This window comes from Rothia sp. HSID18067, from assembly GCF_003989445.1.
Taxonomy (GTDB): Bacteria; Actinomycetota; Actinomycetes; order Actinomycetales; family Micrococcaceae; genus Rothia; species Rothia aeria.
In genome coordinates this window covers 205,657-220,319 of sequence record NZ_RBMF01000004.1, presented here as the reverse complement: position 1 = coordinate 220,319, position 14,663 = coordinate 205,657, and the positions used below count along the sequence as shown (strand labels likewise).

Below are 14,663 nucleotides of genomic sequence, written 5' to 3'. Positions count from 1 at the left end.
CCACCAGCGTTATTGCCGCCGCCCTGGTTTGCACCAGCCTTAGCATTGTCGCCACCGCCTGCGTTATTGCCGCCAGCGTTAGCGTTGTTACCGCCTGCGTTATTGCCGCCAGCCTTAGCATTGTCGCCGCCGCCAGCGTTATTACCGCCAGCGTTTACATTACCACCAGCGTTATTGCCGCCGCCCTGGTTTGCACCAGCCTTGGCATTGTTGCCGCCACCAGCGTTGTTACCACCAGCATTATTACCGCCACCAGCAACAATAGTCACATCGTTAGCTTCACCACCACGAGGGGTATCACCCTTCTTCATGGAGCCACTCAGCAGGTTAACGCTGACCTCATCACCAACGTTCGGTACAGCAACACCCTCCTTCACCTGATCTGCACCCGGGAAAGGAATCTCAGCGGTGAAGTTACCGTTAGCATCTGCCTGGATGTACAACCACACACCGGTGCTGTTACCCTTCTTACCCTCAAAAGTAGCGTCCACCTTAGGAGCCAGAGCACCACCATTGAGCTTAACAGCGATCACCGAACCGCTAGTACCATCCTGAGTCTTGAAACCCTCACCACGGATCTTCAGCGGCTGACCAACCTGCCACTGCTCAGGAATGTACACCTTGGCACCATCATCGTAGGTGTGAACATCTACTTCACCAACTACGTTATTGCCACCCTGGTTGGGGTTAGCCTGGTTACCACCCTTGTTCGGGTCGGCCTGGTTACCACCAGCATTATTACCAGCGTTGTTGCCGCCCTTATTGGGGTCGGCCTGGTTACCGCCCTGGTTGGGGTCGGCCTGGTTTCCGCCCTGGTTGGGGTCGGCCTGGTTTCCGCCCTGGTTGGGGTCGGCCTGGTTTCCGCCCTGGTTGGGGTCGGCCTGGTTTCCGCCCTTGTTCGGGTCGGCCTGGTTACCACCCTGGTTGGGGTTAGCCTGGTTTCCGCCCTTGTTCGGGTCGGCCTGGTTACCGCCCTTGTTCGGGTCGGCCTGGTTACCACCCTGGTTGGGGTCGGCCTGGTTACCACCCTGGTTGGGGTCGGCCTGGTTACCACCCTGGTTGGGGTCGGCCTGGTTACCACCCTGGTTGGGGTCGGCCTGGTTACCACCCTGGTTGGGGTTAGCCTGGTTTCCGCCCTGGTTGGGGTCGGCCTGGTTGCCACCAGCATTATTACCAGCGTTGTTGCCGCCCTTATTGGGGTCGGCCTGGTTACCGCCCTTGTTCGGGTCGGCCTGGTTACCACCAGCATTATTACCAGCGTTGTTGCCGCCCTGGTTGTTATTAACCGTGGGGGTGGAGGAAGCACCACCGTTAGGCTGCTGGCTTGCGCCAGAAGACTGGCTAGCACTCTCAACCTGAAGGGTGACGGTGTTCACAATAATCAACGCACCGGAGTTCTGGCCATAAGCGAAGAGCTTACCGCCAGAGAAAGACATATTACCGACAATATCGAACTGACCGGTGGAGGTCTTCAGATCGATAGTCTTCACCACTGCACGAGTCTGCAGGTCAATAACAGTCACATAGCCGTAGCTTGAGATATATGCCTTGCCAGAGTCCTGGTCAATCTTAATCTCACGTGCCTGGAAGCTGGACTGGCCCTGCGCACCCTGAACGGCGCCATTGCTAGTCCACAGTTCCTTCATGGTGTTCTGGTCGTAAACAGTCACCGTGCTCTTCTCGGTGTTAACAACCCAGACGGTACCGTTCACGTCATCAATAGCAATGCTGTAGGAGCTGGAACCCTGGGTAGCACCGGGCAACTGAACAGTTGCCTCAACCTGCTGGGTATCAGCGTTCACGCGGGTGACGCACCCTGCGCGGTACGAATCATAGGAAGAGTAAGTCTTCCAAGCCTTGTTGTTCTTGGCAGAGTATGCGGACTGCGACGACTGGTACTGACCAGCCAAATCCTTGCTCTGCTCAGCCTGGCCCTGGCCTTGCTGCTGGTTGCCAGCCTGGCCCTGCTGCTGTTGCTGCTGAGCGGGCTGCTGCTGTTGGTTAGCCTGGCCCTGCTGCTGGGCAGGCTGCTGCTGTTGCTGCTGAGCGGGCTGCTGCGCCTCCTGACGGGCGCCTCCCCCCAACTGCTCAGTGGGTGCATTAGCAAATGCTGCGGGAATGGTTCCCAGCGAACCTGCTACGACTGACAGTGCGCCAGCCGAAGCCAAAAGCTTGCGGGAAGTTACTTTCTTGGACGAAGAAGTCATATTCTGATCCTCGATGTCTTTGGCGATTGACCTTTAGGGTCCGTAAACCTCAAAGATTACTTGACTAACACAGTAATTAACTTAAACCTGAGATGTAGACAAGTACAGTTCGATACTAGAGATTGCATTTCCAAGAATCAACCACTAGACAGGAATTGTAATCAGATATTTATATTTTTCTTGCTTACGTTCCGTCATCAAATTTTATTTTTGTACGCAAACAAATACCCACAGCAAAGGGCCCTTCCCCGGGAAAACGGGGAAGGGCCCTTCCTCTACATACACGCCATACAGAGCGTTCGTTCTAGAAAAGCTTACTTAGCTTTTTCCAGAATCTCTACGACACGCCAACGCTTGGTAGCGGATAGCGGACGGGTCTCTGCCAACAGAACATAGTCACCAACGCCGCAGACATTCTGCTCATCGTGTGCCTTGATCTTAGAGCTACGGCGCATCACTTTGCCGTAGAGTGCGTGCTTCACGCGGTCCTCGACCTCGACGACAACGGTCTTGTCCATCTTGTCGGAGACGACGTAGCCGCGGCGGGTCTTGCGGTAGCCGCGCTCTTCGTTCTTTACTTCACTCACTTGGACTCACCTTCGGTTGCGGGACGAATACCGAGCTCACGCTCACGAAGCACGGTGTAGATACGTGCAATGTCACGCTTGATGGTGCGGCGACGACCAGCGTTAGCCTGACCGGTGACTTCCTGGAAACGGATGTTGAAGAGTTCCTTCTTCGACTCGCTCAGCTTCTCAGCCAGCTCTTCATTGGAGAGCTCTGCGAGCTTGTCGATGCTAAGATCCTTGGATCCAACTGCCATCTCTCTTATTCACCACCTTCGCGACGCACAATACGTGCCTTCATCGGGAGCTTGTGGATTGCCAGGCGCATTGCCTCACGAGCCACTTCTTCGGACACGCCATCGAGTTCAAACATGACTCGACCGGGCTTAACATTGGCAACCCACCACTCGGGTGAACCCTTACCGGAACCCATACGAGTTTCGGCAGGTTTCTTTGTCAGCGGGCGGTCCGGATAAATGTTAATCCAGACCTTACCGCCACGCTTAATGTGACGGGTCATTGCGATACGGGCAGCCTCAATCTGGCGGTTGGTCACGTACGCAGGGCTCAGGGCCTGAATGCCCCACTCACCGAAGCTAACCTCGGTGCCGCCCTTAGCCAGACCATGACGCTTGGGGTGGTGCTGCTTGCGGTACTTTACTCGACGGGGAATAAGCATTTATGCCTCACCGTTCTCTGCAGTCTTGGCTTCGGTGTTTGCCGAAGCGTTCTCGTTGCGGCGCTCACGACGGGGGCCACGGCCACCGGAGCGGCGGCGGTCACCGTCACGGCGGTTGCCGCGTCGGTTGTTGGCTGCCTGCTGAGCTGCCAGTTCCTTGTCGGTCAGATCGCCCTTGTAGATCCAAACCTTCACGCCAATACGGCCGAAGGTGGTCTTAGCCTCGAAGAAGCCGTAGTCGATATTCGCGCGAAGAGTGTGCAGGGGCACACGGCCTTCACGGTAGAACTCGGAACGGGACATTTCAGCACCGCCCAGACGACCGGAGCACTGGATACGAATACCCTTTGCACCTGCACGCTGTGCGGACTGGATAGCCTTCTTCATGGCGCGGCGGAAAGCAACACGGGATGCGAGCTGTTCCGCGATGCCCTGTGCAACCAGCTGAGCAGACAGGTCGGGGTTAGCGACCTCCAGAATGTTCAGCTGAATCTGCTTACCGGTGAGCTTCTCAAGCTCAGCGCGGATACGGTCTGCTTCAGCACCGCGGCGGCCGATCACGATACCGGGGCGAGCAGTGTGGATGTCCACACGTACACGGTCACGGGTACGCTCGATCTCAACCTTTGCAACGCCTGCGCGATCCAGGTTCTTCGCCAGCAGTTCGCGGATCTTTACGTCCTCACGGACAAAATCTGCGTAACGCTCGCCGGGCTTATTGGAATCAGCGAACCACTTAGAGACGTGTTCGGTGGTGATGCCCAGTCGGAAACCGTTCGGGTGAATTTTCTGGCCCATTTAGCGGTTCTCCTCCTTTTCGGGGGTAGCAACGACCACGGTAATGTGGCTGGTGCGCTTGTTGATGCGGTATGCACGACCCTGAGCGCGGGGCTGAATGCGCTTCATGGTCGGGCCCTCGTCCGCGTATACTTCGCTGATAAACAGCTCTTCTTCGCGGAAAGCCACACCTTCCTGGTTTGCTTTCTGGCGTGCGTTAGCCATCGCCGAAGCAACAATCTTGTATACCGGCTCCGAAGCTGCCTGCGGGGCGAACTTCAGAATCGCCAGAGCCTCTTCCGCTTGCTTACCACGGATCAGGTTGACGACACGGCGGGCCTTCATAGGCGTAACGCGAACGTAGCGCGCTGATGCCTTGGCTTCCATTGCCTATCTCTCTTTCGTCTATTGCCGAAAGGGAAACGTTAGCTGATCGGGAAAACCCGATTAGCGACGCTTGCCCTTACGGTCGTCCTTCACATGGCTGCGGAAAGTGCGGGTCGGTGCAAACTCGCCGAGCTTGTGACCAACCATCGACTCGGTGATGAACACCGGCACGTGCTTGCGTCCGTCGTACACTGCGATGGTGTGCCCGAGCATGTCGGGAATAATCATCGAGCGGCGGGACCAAGTCTTAATAACATTCTTGGTGCCCTTCTCGTTCTGAGCTGCGACCTTCAGGTAAAGGTGCTGATCAACGAAAGGGCCCTTCTTCAAACTACGAGGCATGTGTCAGGCTCCTTAGCGCTTCTTGCCAGTACGACGGCGACGAACGATGAGCTTGTCGCTTTCCTTGTTGGGGCGGCGGGTGCGGCCCTCAGGCTTACCGTTGGGGTTAACCGGGTGACGACCACCGGAGGTTTTACCTTCACCACCACCGTGCGGGTGGTCCACCGGGTTCATGACCACACCACGAACGGTCGGGCGGATGCCCTTCCAGCGGTTACGGCCAGCCTTACCCCAGTTAATGTTGGACTGTTCGGCGTTGCCGACCTCGCCCACGGTTGCACGGCAGCGAACATCCACGTTGCGGATTTCGCCGGAGGGCAGACGGAGCTGGCCGTACTTACCCTCCTTAGCAACCAGCTGAACCGAGGCACCAGCGGAACGTGCCAGCTTTGCACCACCGCCGGGACGCAGCTCAACGCAGTGGAGCACGGTACCTACGGGGATGTTGCGCAGCGGCAGGTTATTGCCGGGTTTAATATCGGCTGCGGGGCCGGATTCAACGATGTCGCCCTGTGCGAGCTTGTTCGGAGCGATAATGTAACGCTTGGAACCATCGAAGTAGTGCAGAAGCGCGATGCGTGCGGTGCGGTTCGGGTCGTACTCGATGTGTGCAACGCGTGCGTTCACACCGTCTTTGTCGTGACGACGGAAGTCGATCAGACGGTACTGACGCTTGTGCCCACCGCCCTTGTGGCGAGCGGTGATGCGACCGGTGTTGTTACGGCCGCCCTTCTTAGGGAGCGGACGAACCAGGGACTTTTCCGGGGTGGAGCGGGTGATTTCAGTGAAATCAGCAACGCTCGAACCGCGGCGACCCGGGGTCGTCGGATTGTACTTACGAATACCCATTGTTAGATATTTCTTCCTTCGTTAAAGTGGTCTCCGCTGGCCTTATGCCTGCGGACCGCCGAAGATGTCGATGTGGTGGCCGTCCTTGAGGGTCACAATGGCACGCTTGGTGTCTTTGCGAGAACCCCAACCGAAGCGGGTGCGCTTGCGCTTACCCTTGCGGTTAATGGTGTTCACGGACGCTACTTCAACCCCAAAGATCTTCTCGATGGCCTGCTTAATCTCCAGTTTGTTGGAGTTGGGGGCAACCTCGAAGGTAACTTTACCTTCGTCGATCTGGCTGTAGCTCTTTTCGGATACGACGGGGGCGATGATCACGTCGTACACAGACTTGGTGGAAACGCTCATTACTTAGCGCCCTCCTTCTTCTGGTTAGCAGTTACGAATGCATCGTATGCTGCCTTGGTGAAGACCACGTCGTCTGAAATCAGCACATCGTAGGTGTTGAGCTGGTCAGCGTACAGCACGTGTACATTCTGCAGGTTACGTGCGGACAGGGCCGCAATATCCTCGTCGCGGCCGATCACTACGAGCACGTTCTTACGCTCGGTGATGGACGCCAAAGCTGCCTTAGCAGCCTTAGTCGAGGGGGTTTCGCCTGCAACGAGGGTCTCTACCACGTGGATACGGCCGTGACGAGCGCGATCAGAAAGAGCGCCGCGCAGTGCTGCAGCAATCATCTTCTTGGGGGTGCGCTGTGCGTAGTTACGCGGGGTGGGGCCGTGCACCACACCGCCACCGGTCATATGCGGTGCGCGGATGGAGCCCTGACGTGCGTTACCGGTGCCCTTCTGCTTAAAAGGCTTACGGCCTGCACCGGACACCTCGCCACGGTTCTTGGTCTTGTGGGTGCCCTGACGTGCGGCAGCAAGCTGTGCAACGACAACCTGGTGCAGCAGGGGCACGGATGCCTGCGCGTCAAAAATCTCTGCGGGCAGGTCTACTTTAAGGGTTTTGACAGCCATGATGTACTAGGCTCCCTTCACAGCGGTACGAACTAGAACAACGCCGCCCTTAGGACCGGGGATTGCACCCTTGATCAGCAGCACATTGTTCTCAGCGTCCACACCCTGGATAGTCAGGTTCAAAGTGGTGTGGCGTGCTGCGCCCATACGGCCAGCCATGCGCATACCCTTGAACACGCGTGCGGGGTAGGATGCACCACCAATGGAACCGGGCTTACGGTGGTTCTTGTGCTGACCGTGCGATGCGCCAACACCCTTGAAGCCGTGACGCTTCATAACACCTGCGAAGCCCTTACCCTTGGTCTTGCCTACGACGTCTACCTTCTGGCCGACCTCGAACATCTCAACAGTCAGTTCCTGACCGGGGGTGTATTCTGCGGCATCTGCGGTACGTACCTCAACGAGGTGACGACGAGGGGTAACACCGGCTTTCTCGAAGTGACCAGCCAGCGGCTTGGTGACCTTACGAGAATCGATGGCACCGAAACCAATCTGCACGGCGGTGTAGCCGTCAGTTTCCTGGTTACGGATCTGGGTAACAACGTTAGAATCAGCCTTGACGACGGTAACGGGCACGAACTTCCCGTCCTCGTCCCAGACCTGGGTCATGCCAAGCTTGGTGCCCAGCAGGCCCTTCACCTGGCGCTCGAATTTGTTAGTCATTTAGATGCGATCCTCTACAGCTTGATCTCGATGTTCACGTCTGCCGGCAGGTCAAGACGCATGAGGGCATCAACAGCCTTAGGGGTCGGATCAACGACGTCGATCAGACGCTTGTGCGTACGCATCTCAAAGTGCTCGCGGCTGTCCTTGTACTTGTGGGGAGAACGGATAACGCAGTATACGTTCTTCTCGGTCGGAAGCGGCACGGGGCCAACTACAGTTGCGCCTGCACCCTTGACCGTTTCGACGATTTTCCGTGCCGAAGAATCAATGACCTCGTGATCATAGGACTTCAGACGGATGCGGATTTTCTGTCCCGCCATCTGTCGGACTCTCTTTCTTGATGTATTCCCTGTATCGGGGCGTGTGCCCCTTATAGCGGCGCTTAAGGAACGCGATATATTCATCACGTGCGCCTCCCGATACGGACTGAATCCGGCAATGCCGGGTTCCTCACCCCGCTCAGGCACCGACCCCCGAACTCGGGCGTGTCGCCTGTGCGTAGACAGACTCATCCCTTGTGTCTTTGAATCGGGTCATACGTGGGCCTGTTTTGAACAACAGACACTTTTACAACGCCGTCTATTCTCTCAAATAGGAAGGTACCGCGCAAGCGGGAATACATTAAGTGCGGAAGAACACTTAAACGGCACCTGCCATAAGCCCAACAAGCACAGCAGCCCCCTCCCATCAGACACCTGGGCACCAAGCATCCTCCAACACCCCTCACACTGGGCCGTCGGATTTTACTCAGGAAATCTGCAGAAACAATACATCTCTAAAAACACTAAAATGATATATTAGTGATTTATACATAACTAAATAGAGGTTATGAATTCTTTACACCTCTGATTCCCCCCAGGAATCTTCAAAGTTTTTCTCAGTAAGCTTTTGGCCCGCTACAGCCCAAAACATAGTGACCCGGGGTATCTGTTCAACTAAGGTGGAAGTAAACACCCGTTACCGTCACGAGGAGACTACGATGTCAGAACCTAATCAAGGGTTCCCCCCTCAGCTTCCCCCCGAGCCGGGGCAGCCTGCGCCGCAGCAGGAGGCACCCCCCAACTATGGCTCACCCCAGTACGCCCAGCAGGTTCCCCAGGGGGTACCACCACAGCCTTACCCCGGCTACTATCCCCCAGCTCCTGCCCCTTCTAACAGCCGCAGGAAAACAGAGGATCTGCTTCTGAACGTTCTGCTCTACTTAGGGTCGCTGCTGCTTATTGGCTCAGCAGCGCTGTTTATCACCAGCGTCACTTCCGAAGAAACCATCGGTCTACGTGTTGCAGCGCTCGGTTTAGGCAGCGCCCTCTTCTACGGTGCTGGCCTGATCATCTATAAAACAGTGGCACGCCTGCGTCTGGCTTCTTATTCCTTCACAGGCACCGGTTTAGCTCTTCTGCCACTAACCGGTATAGCAACCTACCATCTGGGAGTGTGGGATAACGGCCGCATGATCTGGCTCATCACCTCTTTAGTAGGTACTGTAGCCATCGTGCTGGCCTGCACCATGATGCGTAACCGTATTATGGCGTACCTGCTCGTATCCTTCTTCATTTCGGATGCCTTAGCCGCCACCCGAGTCGCAGAACTACCCTTCGTATGGTACTTCGTGCTGCTGACAGTGCTCGCCACCATCCTGGGTCTTATTCTGCGGCTCAACGCGAAGCTTGTGCCTACCGGGCTCCGTGAAGGACTCGTAGAATCCTCCCGTATTTTTGTGCCCGTCACGGCAGCGGTCGTGTTCTTCTTCGTCTCGAATATGAGCTTTCTTGAGGTGGGCGTTGTATTCGCCATTATGAGTGTGTACGCCCTCGTGTTTTTCACCCTCGACAATAAACTCGACTACTATATCCAGCTGCGTATCTACCCGCTGCTGGCCGTCATCTACTTCTGCATAGAACTGCACAATCTGCCGCTGCTGTTCACGTTCTTATTCCTTGCTGTTTTGCTCAGCAACACCCTAGCAGCCCTACTGTGCTACCCGATTATTATGCAGCGCAAAGGTTACGACCAGAATGGCGCCCCCCGCCTAGAGGTGGTTGGTCATCTTGATGCAGCCCTCAGCATCGCCGCTGCTGGTTTCACGCTCTTAGAAGCTACCATCACCATATTGTCTCACCGCTCCATTGATGGGGGAAACGTCCTAGAGCGCCTACTACCCTTCTTCGAGTCACAGAACAATGGCGGATTCCTGCCCGCGCTCTGGGTTTTGAGCGTATTCTTCCTTGTGGGCATGCTCCCCTACAAGCGTATACTGCCTGCAAACGCCATCCTCTACACGGTTTATGGCGTTGCTCTGCTTCTGTCTCTGGCCACGGCACGTTCTGATGGGGCGTTCTATGTATGCTTCGCGGTCATCCCCATAGCCCTGCTGCTAAAGCGTGCACCGGGCGTTGAGCCATTAGCGGTCTCCATCGGCGCCAAGGTGAGCGCGTTCCTCGGTATTATGCACCTGTCATACGTGACGTTCAGTGATTTCAGTGGGCGCGGCATTATCCTGCTCATGGCCGCTGTCATGGCAGGTTTCGGGGTGATCACCCTTTCCTTCGCGCACTCCGCTCAGGGCGCTAAGAGCAACAGCCGTATTGTTGAAGCGCTCGTGTATACCATCACCTCCGCCACGTTCCTGTTTCTCCGTTCGGTACTGAGCTTCCGTTACCCCGAAGGTTCCACCGAGATTCTCACCGCGATGCTCTACAGCGCGGCTCTTATCGCCCTCACCGCACTGTGCATTTGGATGATCCGCCTGGCTGTCGATACCGCCTCAGCCAACATTAACCTAGGGGCCCGCTGGGCGTTGGGTATCGCCCTCAGTGGAACAGCCATAGCATCCGTCCTTATGCCCTACTACCTGCTGTCCATCATTATGCTGGTCATACTAGGTGGCACTATCGCATTCTTAGGGTTCATCATGATCCCGGCAGGCAGCCCAAGCCGCACCTTCCTGCTCAATATGGCACGCGGACCCATCTGCTGGATAGCCCCAGTACTGTGGGCCTCAGATACGGCACGTTTTGCTGACTTCCTGCTGCTGCTATCCGGGCTCTGCCTGCTGCTGGGTGTGCTCAGCGCCGTGCTATACCGTACCAGCGGCAGCCGCGGCGAGATGGTGACTTTCCAGGTGTTCTTCTATATCGCCTGTGTACCAGCAGGTATTGCCGGACTATTCATGGTCCGCTCCGAACCGCTCGCTGCTACCCTGTGCCCGCTGGCTGTAGTGCTCATGTGGGGTATCGGAGAATGGACTAACGTACTGTTCCTTCGCTTAGCAGCCGCCTCCGCTTTGGTGCTCACGTTACAGTCCATAGCTGATGTAACTTTCAAACCATCATTCTTTGCGCTGCACAGCAATACCGGTGGACCGTTTACCTGGGTGGCGGATTTCCCCACCGTCTATGGCCTCAGCGCTCTCTTCGCCACACTGCTGCTGTACGTTGGCAAGGTACTGCTGCCCCTTGAAATTGGGGGTACCCAAAATGTACGCCCCAGCATCTCGGTACAGCTTCCGAGCACACCGCCGCGTGTGGTGCTGCTGCCGATGCACGGTCCGCTTACCAGCCCCTATCCGTATCGAAAAGCACAACACGGTTCGTTCGCCAACCGTGCATGCGGTGTACAGAATTTGCTGGTTATTATTCCTGGCATTATCGCCCTGGTTCTTTACGGGATGTTCTCCCTCGCATCAGCTAATACAACTATTAGTGCTTTCCTTTGCGCCTTCGCGGTGCTTTCTATCGCGTCGGTCTTGCCGAAGGAGAAAACGTACATAGCGTTCTTGCTCTCAGTTGTGGCTTTTGTGGGCCGGTTCCTCTTGACGATTAACAGCGGAAGCTTCTTCATTAGCTTCCTGGAACTGATATCGCTTATCCTGCTAGCACTCAGCACCGCCCCGGTACTGCGCAACGTCATGTCCAACCGTCCGGCTCGGGAAGGCATTGACGCATCGGTCGCTGGCCTGTACGCCACATTTGCTCTTCAAGGAATGGTCACCTTCATTGCGTGGGCTTCCCCACACGATATTGCCCAAGGCACCGTGATTATGACCATCAGCCTGCTCATGACCATTCTTGCGGCACTGCTGGTTGACCGTATCTGGGTCATTATTGGGGCTGTCATCGTCACCATAGACCTGGCGCTGCTGCTGAACAGCATGAACCCGCTGATGCTGATGATCATCGCGATTATCCTGATTTCCGGTGTGGTGTGGCGTTTGCTTACCCGCGATAAGAAAAACCCACCCACCGATGCTGACCGCAACGGTATGCCGCAGCCAAGCGCCCCACTACCCTATAACCCGCAGGACCACATGCCTGCCCCGGTGCAGGGTATGGGAGCCCCGCAGGGCGAACCGCAGCAGTACTACCCTCAACAGCAGCCCCCGCTGTCCCCCGACTACGCTCAGGGTCAGCAATGGCAGGGGCAACAGTACCCGCAACAGTAGCCCGCTCACCCTAACATGACGGTAACAATGGGGGCCTGGAAGGAACACTAATTGTTCCTTCCAGGCCCCCATCGTTTATTGTGTTGTGTTCACTATGCTGTACTTTAGCGTTCGCCCTGACCGTTCAGGTACCGCACCAGCTGTAAGAGGCGGCGAGCCCAGCTGTCCCAGTTCAGCCTCTCCCGCACATCCCGCACAGCCCACAGTGATGCATTGTCAATATCAACAGCCTTCATAAATTGCAGGCGCTTATACGAGTTCTGTTGGAACATGTCGGTTCGGTACAGCCAACCGCTACGATCGTGCCGCACCAGCGAAGCAATCCCCTCTACCTGCTCCCCCAGCACCGGCAGACCGCAGTACAGCGCATCGGTAACCAGCGCATCCTTACCCGCGGCAACAGGGACAAGAAGCACATCATGTTCAATATACACTTTCGCGGCTTCGTCATAGCTTGAGGGGGCCGGAACCCGACGGATCTCATACAGTAAATCTTCCGGGGAATCGCCTACGATACACAACTGCACCTTACGGACCTTCACCAGCCGCTCATACAAGTCGAGTATCATCGGCCCACCGTCCCGCTTCCAGTCCTCGCTGACAAACAGAAGCTTAAGCACATCACGGTCTGTGATGCGTGTGGGGCGGATAATCTTCGACTCCCCCACGAAGGAGCCCATCGGCACAACCTCAACCTTGCTGCTGGGAATATTCAAATCATCAATCAGCACGTCTTTAATCCATCGGTTCGCCACCGCGAACAGGCTCACCCCCGACGCGGACGCCTTCTCAAGGATCCGGCCCTGTACCGACATGAGTCGGCTAATGCCGCCGCCGCGCCGTTTCTCGGCGCGCAGTCGGGTTCCAAAAGACGAATCCGCCACCTGAATAACAGGGATTTTCCCGGATATCATAATCGTCTCAGTGGGTGGTGCTAAAGAGATAAGCGCAGCAACCCCCTGCAAATCAGCCACCTGGGAGCGGGCACGCAAACTGGTTTTCGCGGAACTAAACAAAGTATGAGTGGTCGTGTACTCCCGCCCCAAAAGTGAAGCGACCCTGCCCACCAACCGGTCAGCCAAAGGATCCTGCCCCTCGGCCACACGCACGATTAGTACCTCAGTGAGGTTCTGCAGGGCACGCACCGCAGCTGAGTTCTCCAGACCATAGGCGGGTGCCTGACTTTCGCGGCTTCCCAGAATCACGGCAACCGGCGGGTACTTTTGACCTGGCACTCATCTCTCCTAAAAGTACTGGTGTAAACTTTTATGCCACACCCCTAGAGTACCGTACCGGACTGTACGTCACTACCGTCACCATCTCAACCCCCACCGTTTAAATACAAAAGGACCCCCACAATACTGCGGGGGTCCCCTGTGTAAGATTCGCTACCTTCTAGAGGCAGAGCCTGCTACAAGAGCATAAGCGAATTGTCGTTGTTACGGCAATTACTTGATGATCTTGGTAACGCGGCCCGAACCAACGGTGCGGCCACCCTCACGGATAGCGAAGCCGAGGCCCTCTTCCATAGCGATGGGCTGGATCAGCTCAACGGTCATCTCGGTGTTGTCACCGGGCATAACCATCTCGGTGCCCTCAGGCAGCTTAATAACACCGGTCACGTCAGTGGTACGGAAGTAGAACTGAGGACGGTAGTTCGAGTAGAACGGGTTGTGACGGCCGCCCTCATCCTTGGAGAGGATGTAGACGTTTGCCTCGAACTCGGTGTGGGGGGTGATGGAGCCCGGCTCCACAACAACCTGACCACGCTCAACGTCGTCACGCTTGAGACCACGCAGAAGCAGACCACAGTTCTCGCCAGCCCATGCCTCGTCGAGCTGCTTGTGGAACATCTCGATACCGGTCACGGTGGTCTTCTGGATGGGTCGGATACCAACGATCTCAACCTCGGAGTTGATCTTCAGGGTACCGCGCTCTGCACGACCGGTCACAACGGTGCCGCGACCGGTAATGGTGAAGACGTCCTCGATGGGCATGAGGAAGGGCTTGTCCTTCTCACGAACCGGGTCGGGGATGTAGCTGTCAACAGCTTCCATGAGCTCCTCAACCTTAGCAACCCACTCGGGGTCACCCTCAAGAGCCTTCAGAGCGGAAACGCGGATCACGGGAGCCTCGTCACCGTCGAACTCCTGCGAGGAGAGAAGGTCACGGACCTCCATCTCGACGAGGTCAAGAAGCTCTTCGTCGTCAACCATGTCAGCCTTGTTCAGTGCCACCAGCAGGGTGGGCACGCCAACCTGGCGAGCGAGCAGCACGTGCTCACGGGTCTGAGCCATAGGACCGTCGGTAGCAGCAACCACGAGGATTGCGCCGTCCATCTGAGCAGCACCGGTGATCATGTTCTTGACGTAGTCGGCGTGGCCGGGTGCGTCAACGTGTGCGTAGTGGCGCTTGTCGGTCTGGTACTCAATGTGCGCGATGTTAATGGTAATACCGCGCTGACGCTCCTCAGGAGCGGAGTCGATCATGCCGAAGTCACGCTTCTCGTTCAGGTCCGGGTACTTGTCAGCCAGCACCTTGGAGATGGCAGCGGTCAGGGTGGTCTTACCGTGGTCAACGTGACCAATGGTACCGACGTTAACGTGAGGCTTGGAGCGCTCGAACTTAGCCTTAGCCAAGAGTGTTCCTCCTAGAACGTATCGAAAACATGCACCCGAATCTTATCTCCGGCGCAATCCGTAGAAAAACGGTCTAGCGTCTACAATAGCGGATTACGACGCAGAGATGAAACTGTCCATGCCTTCAATGATGGATTTTAATTAA

General features: G+C 56.4%; 14 protein-coding genes and 1 pseudogene. 1 reads left to right on the top strand and 14 read right to left on the bottom strand.

Annotated features, from left to right (window positions below; translation table 11 throughout):
• The 12 genes and pseudogenes from D8M23_RS11885 to rpsJ all read right to left on the bottom strand — a co-directional run.
• Positions 1 to 2,207: pseudogene (locus D8M23_RS11885) on the bottom strand (hypothetical protein); the annotation flags it as partial.
• 314 nt (positions 2,208 to 2,521) lie between these two features.
• The gene (gene rpsQ / locus D8M23_RS11225; RefSeq protein ID WP_006887720.1) at positions 2,522 to 2,794 is read right to left on the bottom strand and encodes a 30S ribosomal protein S17; all 273 of its coding nucleotides are present in this window, start codon (positions 2,792 to 2,794) and stop codon (positions 2,522 to 2,524) included.
• The gene (rpmC, locus tag D8M23_RS11220; protein ID WP_006887703.1) at positions 2,791 to 3,030 is read right to left on the bottom strand and encodes a 50S ribosomal protein L29; all 240 of its coding nucleotides are present in this window, start codon (positions 3,028 to 3,030) and stop codon (positions 2,791 to 2,793) included. The genes rpsQ and rpmC overlap by 4 nt, the downstream gene beginning before the upstream one ends.
• Positions 3,031 to 3,035: 5 nt before the next feature.
• The gene (gene rplP / locus D8M23_RS11215; RefSeq protein WP_006887759.1) at positions 3,036 to 3,452 is read right to left on the bottom strand and encodes a 50S ribosomal protein L16; all 417 of its coding nucleotides are present in this window, start codon (positions 3,450 to 3,452) and stop codon (positions 3,036 to 3,038) included.
• The gene (gene rpsC, locus D8M23_RS11210; RefSeq protein ID WP_006887779.1) at positions 3,453 to 4,250 is read right to left on the bottom strand and encodes a 30S ribosomal protein S3; all 798 of its coding nucleotides are present in this window, start codon (positions 4,248 to 4,250) and stop codon (positions 3,453 to 3,455) included.
• The gene (rplV, locus tag D8M23_RS11205) at positions 4,251 to 4,616 is read right to left on the bottom strand and encodes a 50S ribosomal protein L22 (RefSeq protein WP_006887795.1); all 366 of its coding nucleotides are present in this window, start codon (positions 4,614 to 4,616) and stop codon (positions 4,251 to 4,253) included.
• A gap of 60 nt (positions 4,617 to 4,676) precedes the next feature.
• Positions 4,677 to 4,958, bottom strand: coding sequence for a 30S ribosomal protein S19 (rpsS, locus tag D8M23_RS11200; protein WP_004005282.1), 282 nt, complete (start codon positions 4,956 to 4,958; stop codon positions 4,677 to 4,679).
• A gap of 12 nt (positions 4,959 to 4,970) precedes the next feature.
• Complete coding sequence (gene rplB, locus D8M23_RS11195) at positions 4,971 to 5,807, bottom strand: 50S ribosomal protein L2 (RefSeq protein ID WP_006887702.1); 837 nt, start codon at positions 5,805 to 5,807, stop codon at positions 4,971 to 4,973.
• Positions 5,808 to 5,849: 42 nt separating this feature from the next.
• Positions 5,850 to 6,155: a 50S ribosomal protein L23 gene (rplW, locus tag D8M23_RS11190; protein WP_006887768.1), complete on the bottom strand. Its 306-nt coding sequence runs from the start codon at positions 6,153 to 6,155 to the stop codon at positions 5,850 to 5,852.
• Positions 6,155 to 6,772: a 50S ribosomal protein L4 gene (rplD, locus tag D8M23_RS11185; RefSeq protein ID WP_037234081.1), complete on the bottom strand. Its 618-nt coding sequence runs from the start codon at positions 6,770 to 6,772 to the stop codon at positions 6,155 to 6,157. The genes rplW and rplD overlap by 1 nt, the downstream gene beginning before the upstream one ends.
• Before the next feature lie 6 nt (positions 6,773 to 6,778).
• On the bottom strand, positions 6,779 to 7,435 hold the full coding sequence (gene rplC / locus D8M23_RS11180) for a 50S ribosomal protein L3 (protein ID WP_006887725.1): 657 nt from the start codon (positions 7,433 to 7,435) through the stop codon (positions 6,779 to 6,781).
• A gap of 14 nt (positions 7,436 to 7,449) precedes the next feature.
• Positions 7,450 to 7,758 carry a 30S ribosomal protein S10 gene (gene rpsJ / locus D8M23_RS11175; RefSeq protein ID WP_004005287.1) on the bottom strand — a complete coding sequence of 103 codons (309 nt, stop codon included), beginning with the start codon at positions 7,756 to 7,758 and terminating at the stop codon, positions 7,450 to 7,452.
• Between the two features lie 659 nt (positions 7,759 to 8,417).
• Between rpsJ and D8M23_RS11170 the strand changes: the two genes are divergently transcribed.
• Positions 8,418 to 11,879 carry a hypothetical protein gene (locus tag D8M23_RS11170; protein WP_126854814.1) on the top strand — a complete coding sequence of 1,154 codons (3,462 nt, stop codon included), beginning with the start codon at positions 8,418 to 8,420 and terminating at the stop codon, positions 11,877 to 11,879.
• 104 nt (positions 11,880 to 11,983) lie between these two features.
• Here D8M23_RS11170 and D8M23_RS11165 read toward each other — a convergent pair whose 3' ends face one another.
• Together D8M23_RS11165 and tuf are read right to left on the bottom strand one after the other, a co-directional pair.
• On the bottom strand, positions 11,984 to 13,114 hold the full coding sequence (locus tag D8M23_RS11165) for a glycosyltransferase (protein ID WP_037287318.1): 1,131 nt from the start codon (positions 13,112 to 13,114) through the stop codon (positions 11,984 to 11,986).
• A gap of 213 nt (positions 13,115 to 13,327) precedes the next feature.
• Positions 13,328 to 14,518 (bottom strand): elongation factor Tu, encoded by a 1,191-nt coding sequence (tuf, locus tag D8M23_RS11160; protein ID WP_006887686.1) that lies wholly within the window; start codon positions 14,516 to 14,518, stop codon positions 13,328 to 13,330.
• Between the last annotated feature and the right edge of the window lie 145 nt (positions 14,519 to 14,663).

Coding starts and splice junctions, on each gene's coding strand:
- rpmC (WP_006887703.1), bottom strand. CDS start 3,030: ATGGCAGTTGGATCCAAGGATCTTAGCATCGACAAGCTCGCAGAGCTC.
- rplP (WP_006887759.1), bottom strand. CDS start 3,452: ATGCTTATTCCCCGTCGAGTAAAGTACCGCAAGCAGCACCACCCCAAG.
- rpsC (WP_006887779.1), bottom strand. CDS start 4,250: ATGGGCCAGAAAATTCACCCGAACGGTTTCCGACTGGGCATCACCACC.
- rplV (WP_006887795.1), bottom strand. CDS start 4,616: ATGGAAGCCAAGGCATCAGCGCGCTACGTTCGCGTTACGCCTATGAAG.
- rpsS (WP_004005282.1), bottom strand. CDS start 4,958: ATGCCTCGTAGTTTGAAGAAGGGCCCTTTCGTTGATCAGCACCTTTAC.
- rplB (WP_006887702.1), bottom strand. CDS start 5,807: ATGGGTATTCGTAAGTACAATCCGACGACCCCGGGTCGCCGCGGTTCG.
- rplW (WP_006887768.1), bottom strand. CDS start 6,155: ATGAGCGTTTCCACCAAGTCTGTGTACGACGTGATCATCGCCCCCGTC.
- rplD (WP_037234081.1), bottom strand. CDS start 6,772: ATGGCTGTCAAAACCCTTAAAGTAGACCTGCCCGCAGAGATTTTTGAC.
- rplC (WP_006887725.1), bottom strand. CDS start 7,435: ATGACTAACAAATTCGAGCGCCAGGTGAAGGGCCTGCTGGGCACCAAG.
- rpsJ (WP_004005287.1), bottom strand. CDS start 7,758: ATGGCGGGACAGAAAATCCGCATCCGTCTGAAGTCCTATGATCACGAG.
- D8M23_RS11170 (WP_126854814.1), top strand. CDS start 8,418: ATGTCAGAACCTAATCAAGGGTTCCCCCCTCAGCTTCCCCCCGAGCCG.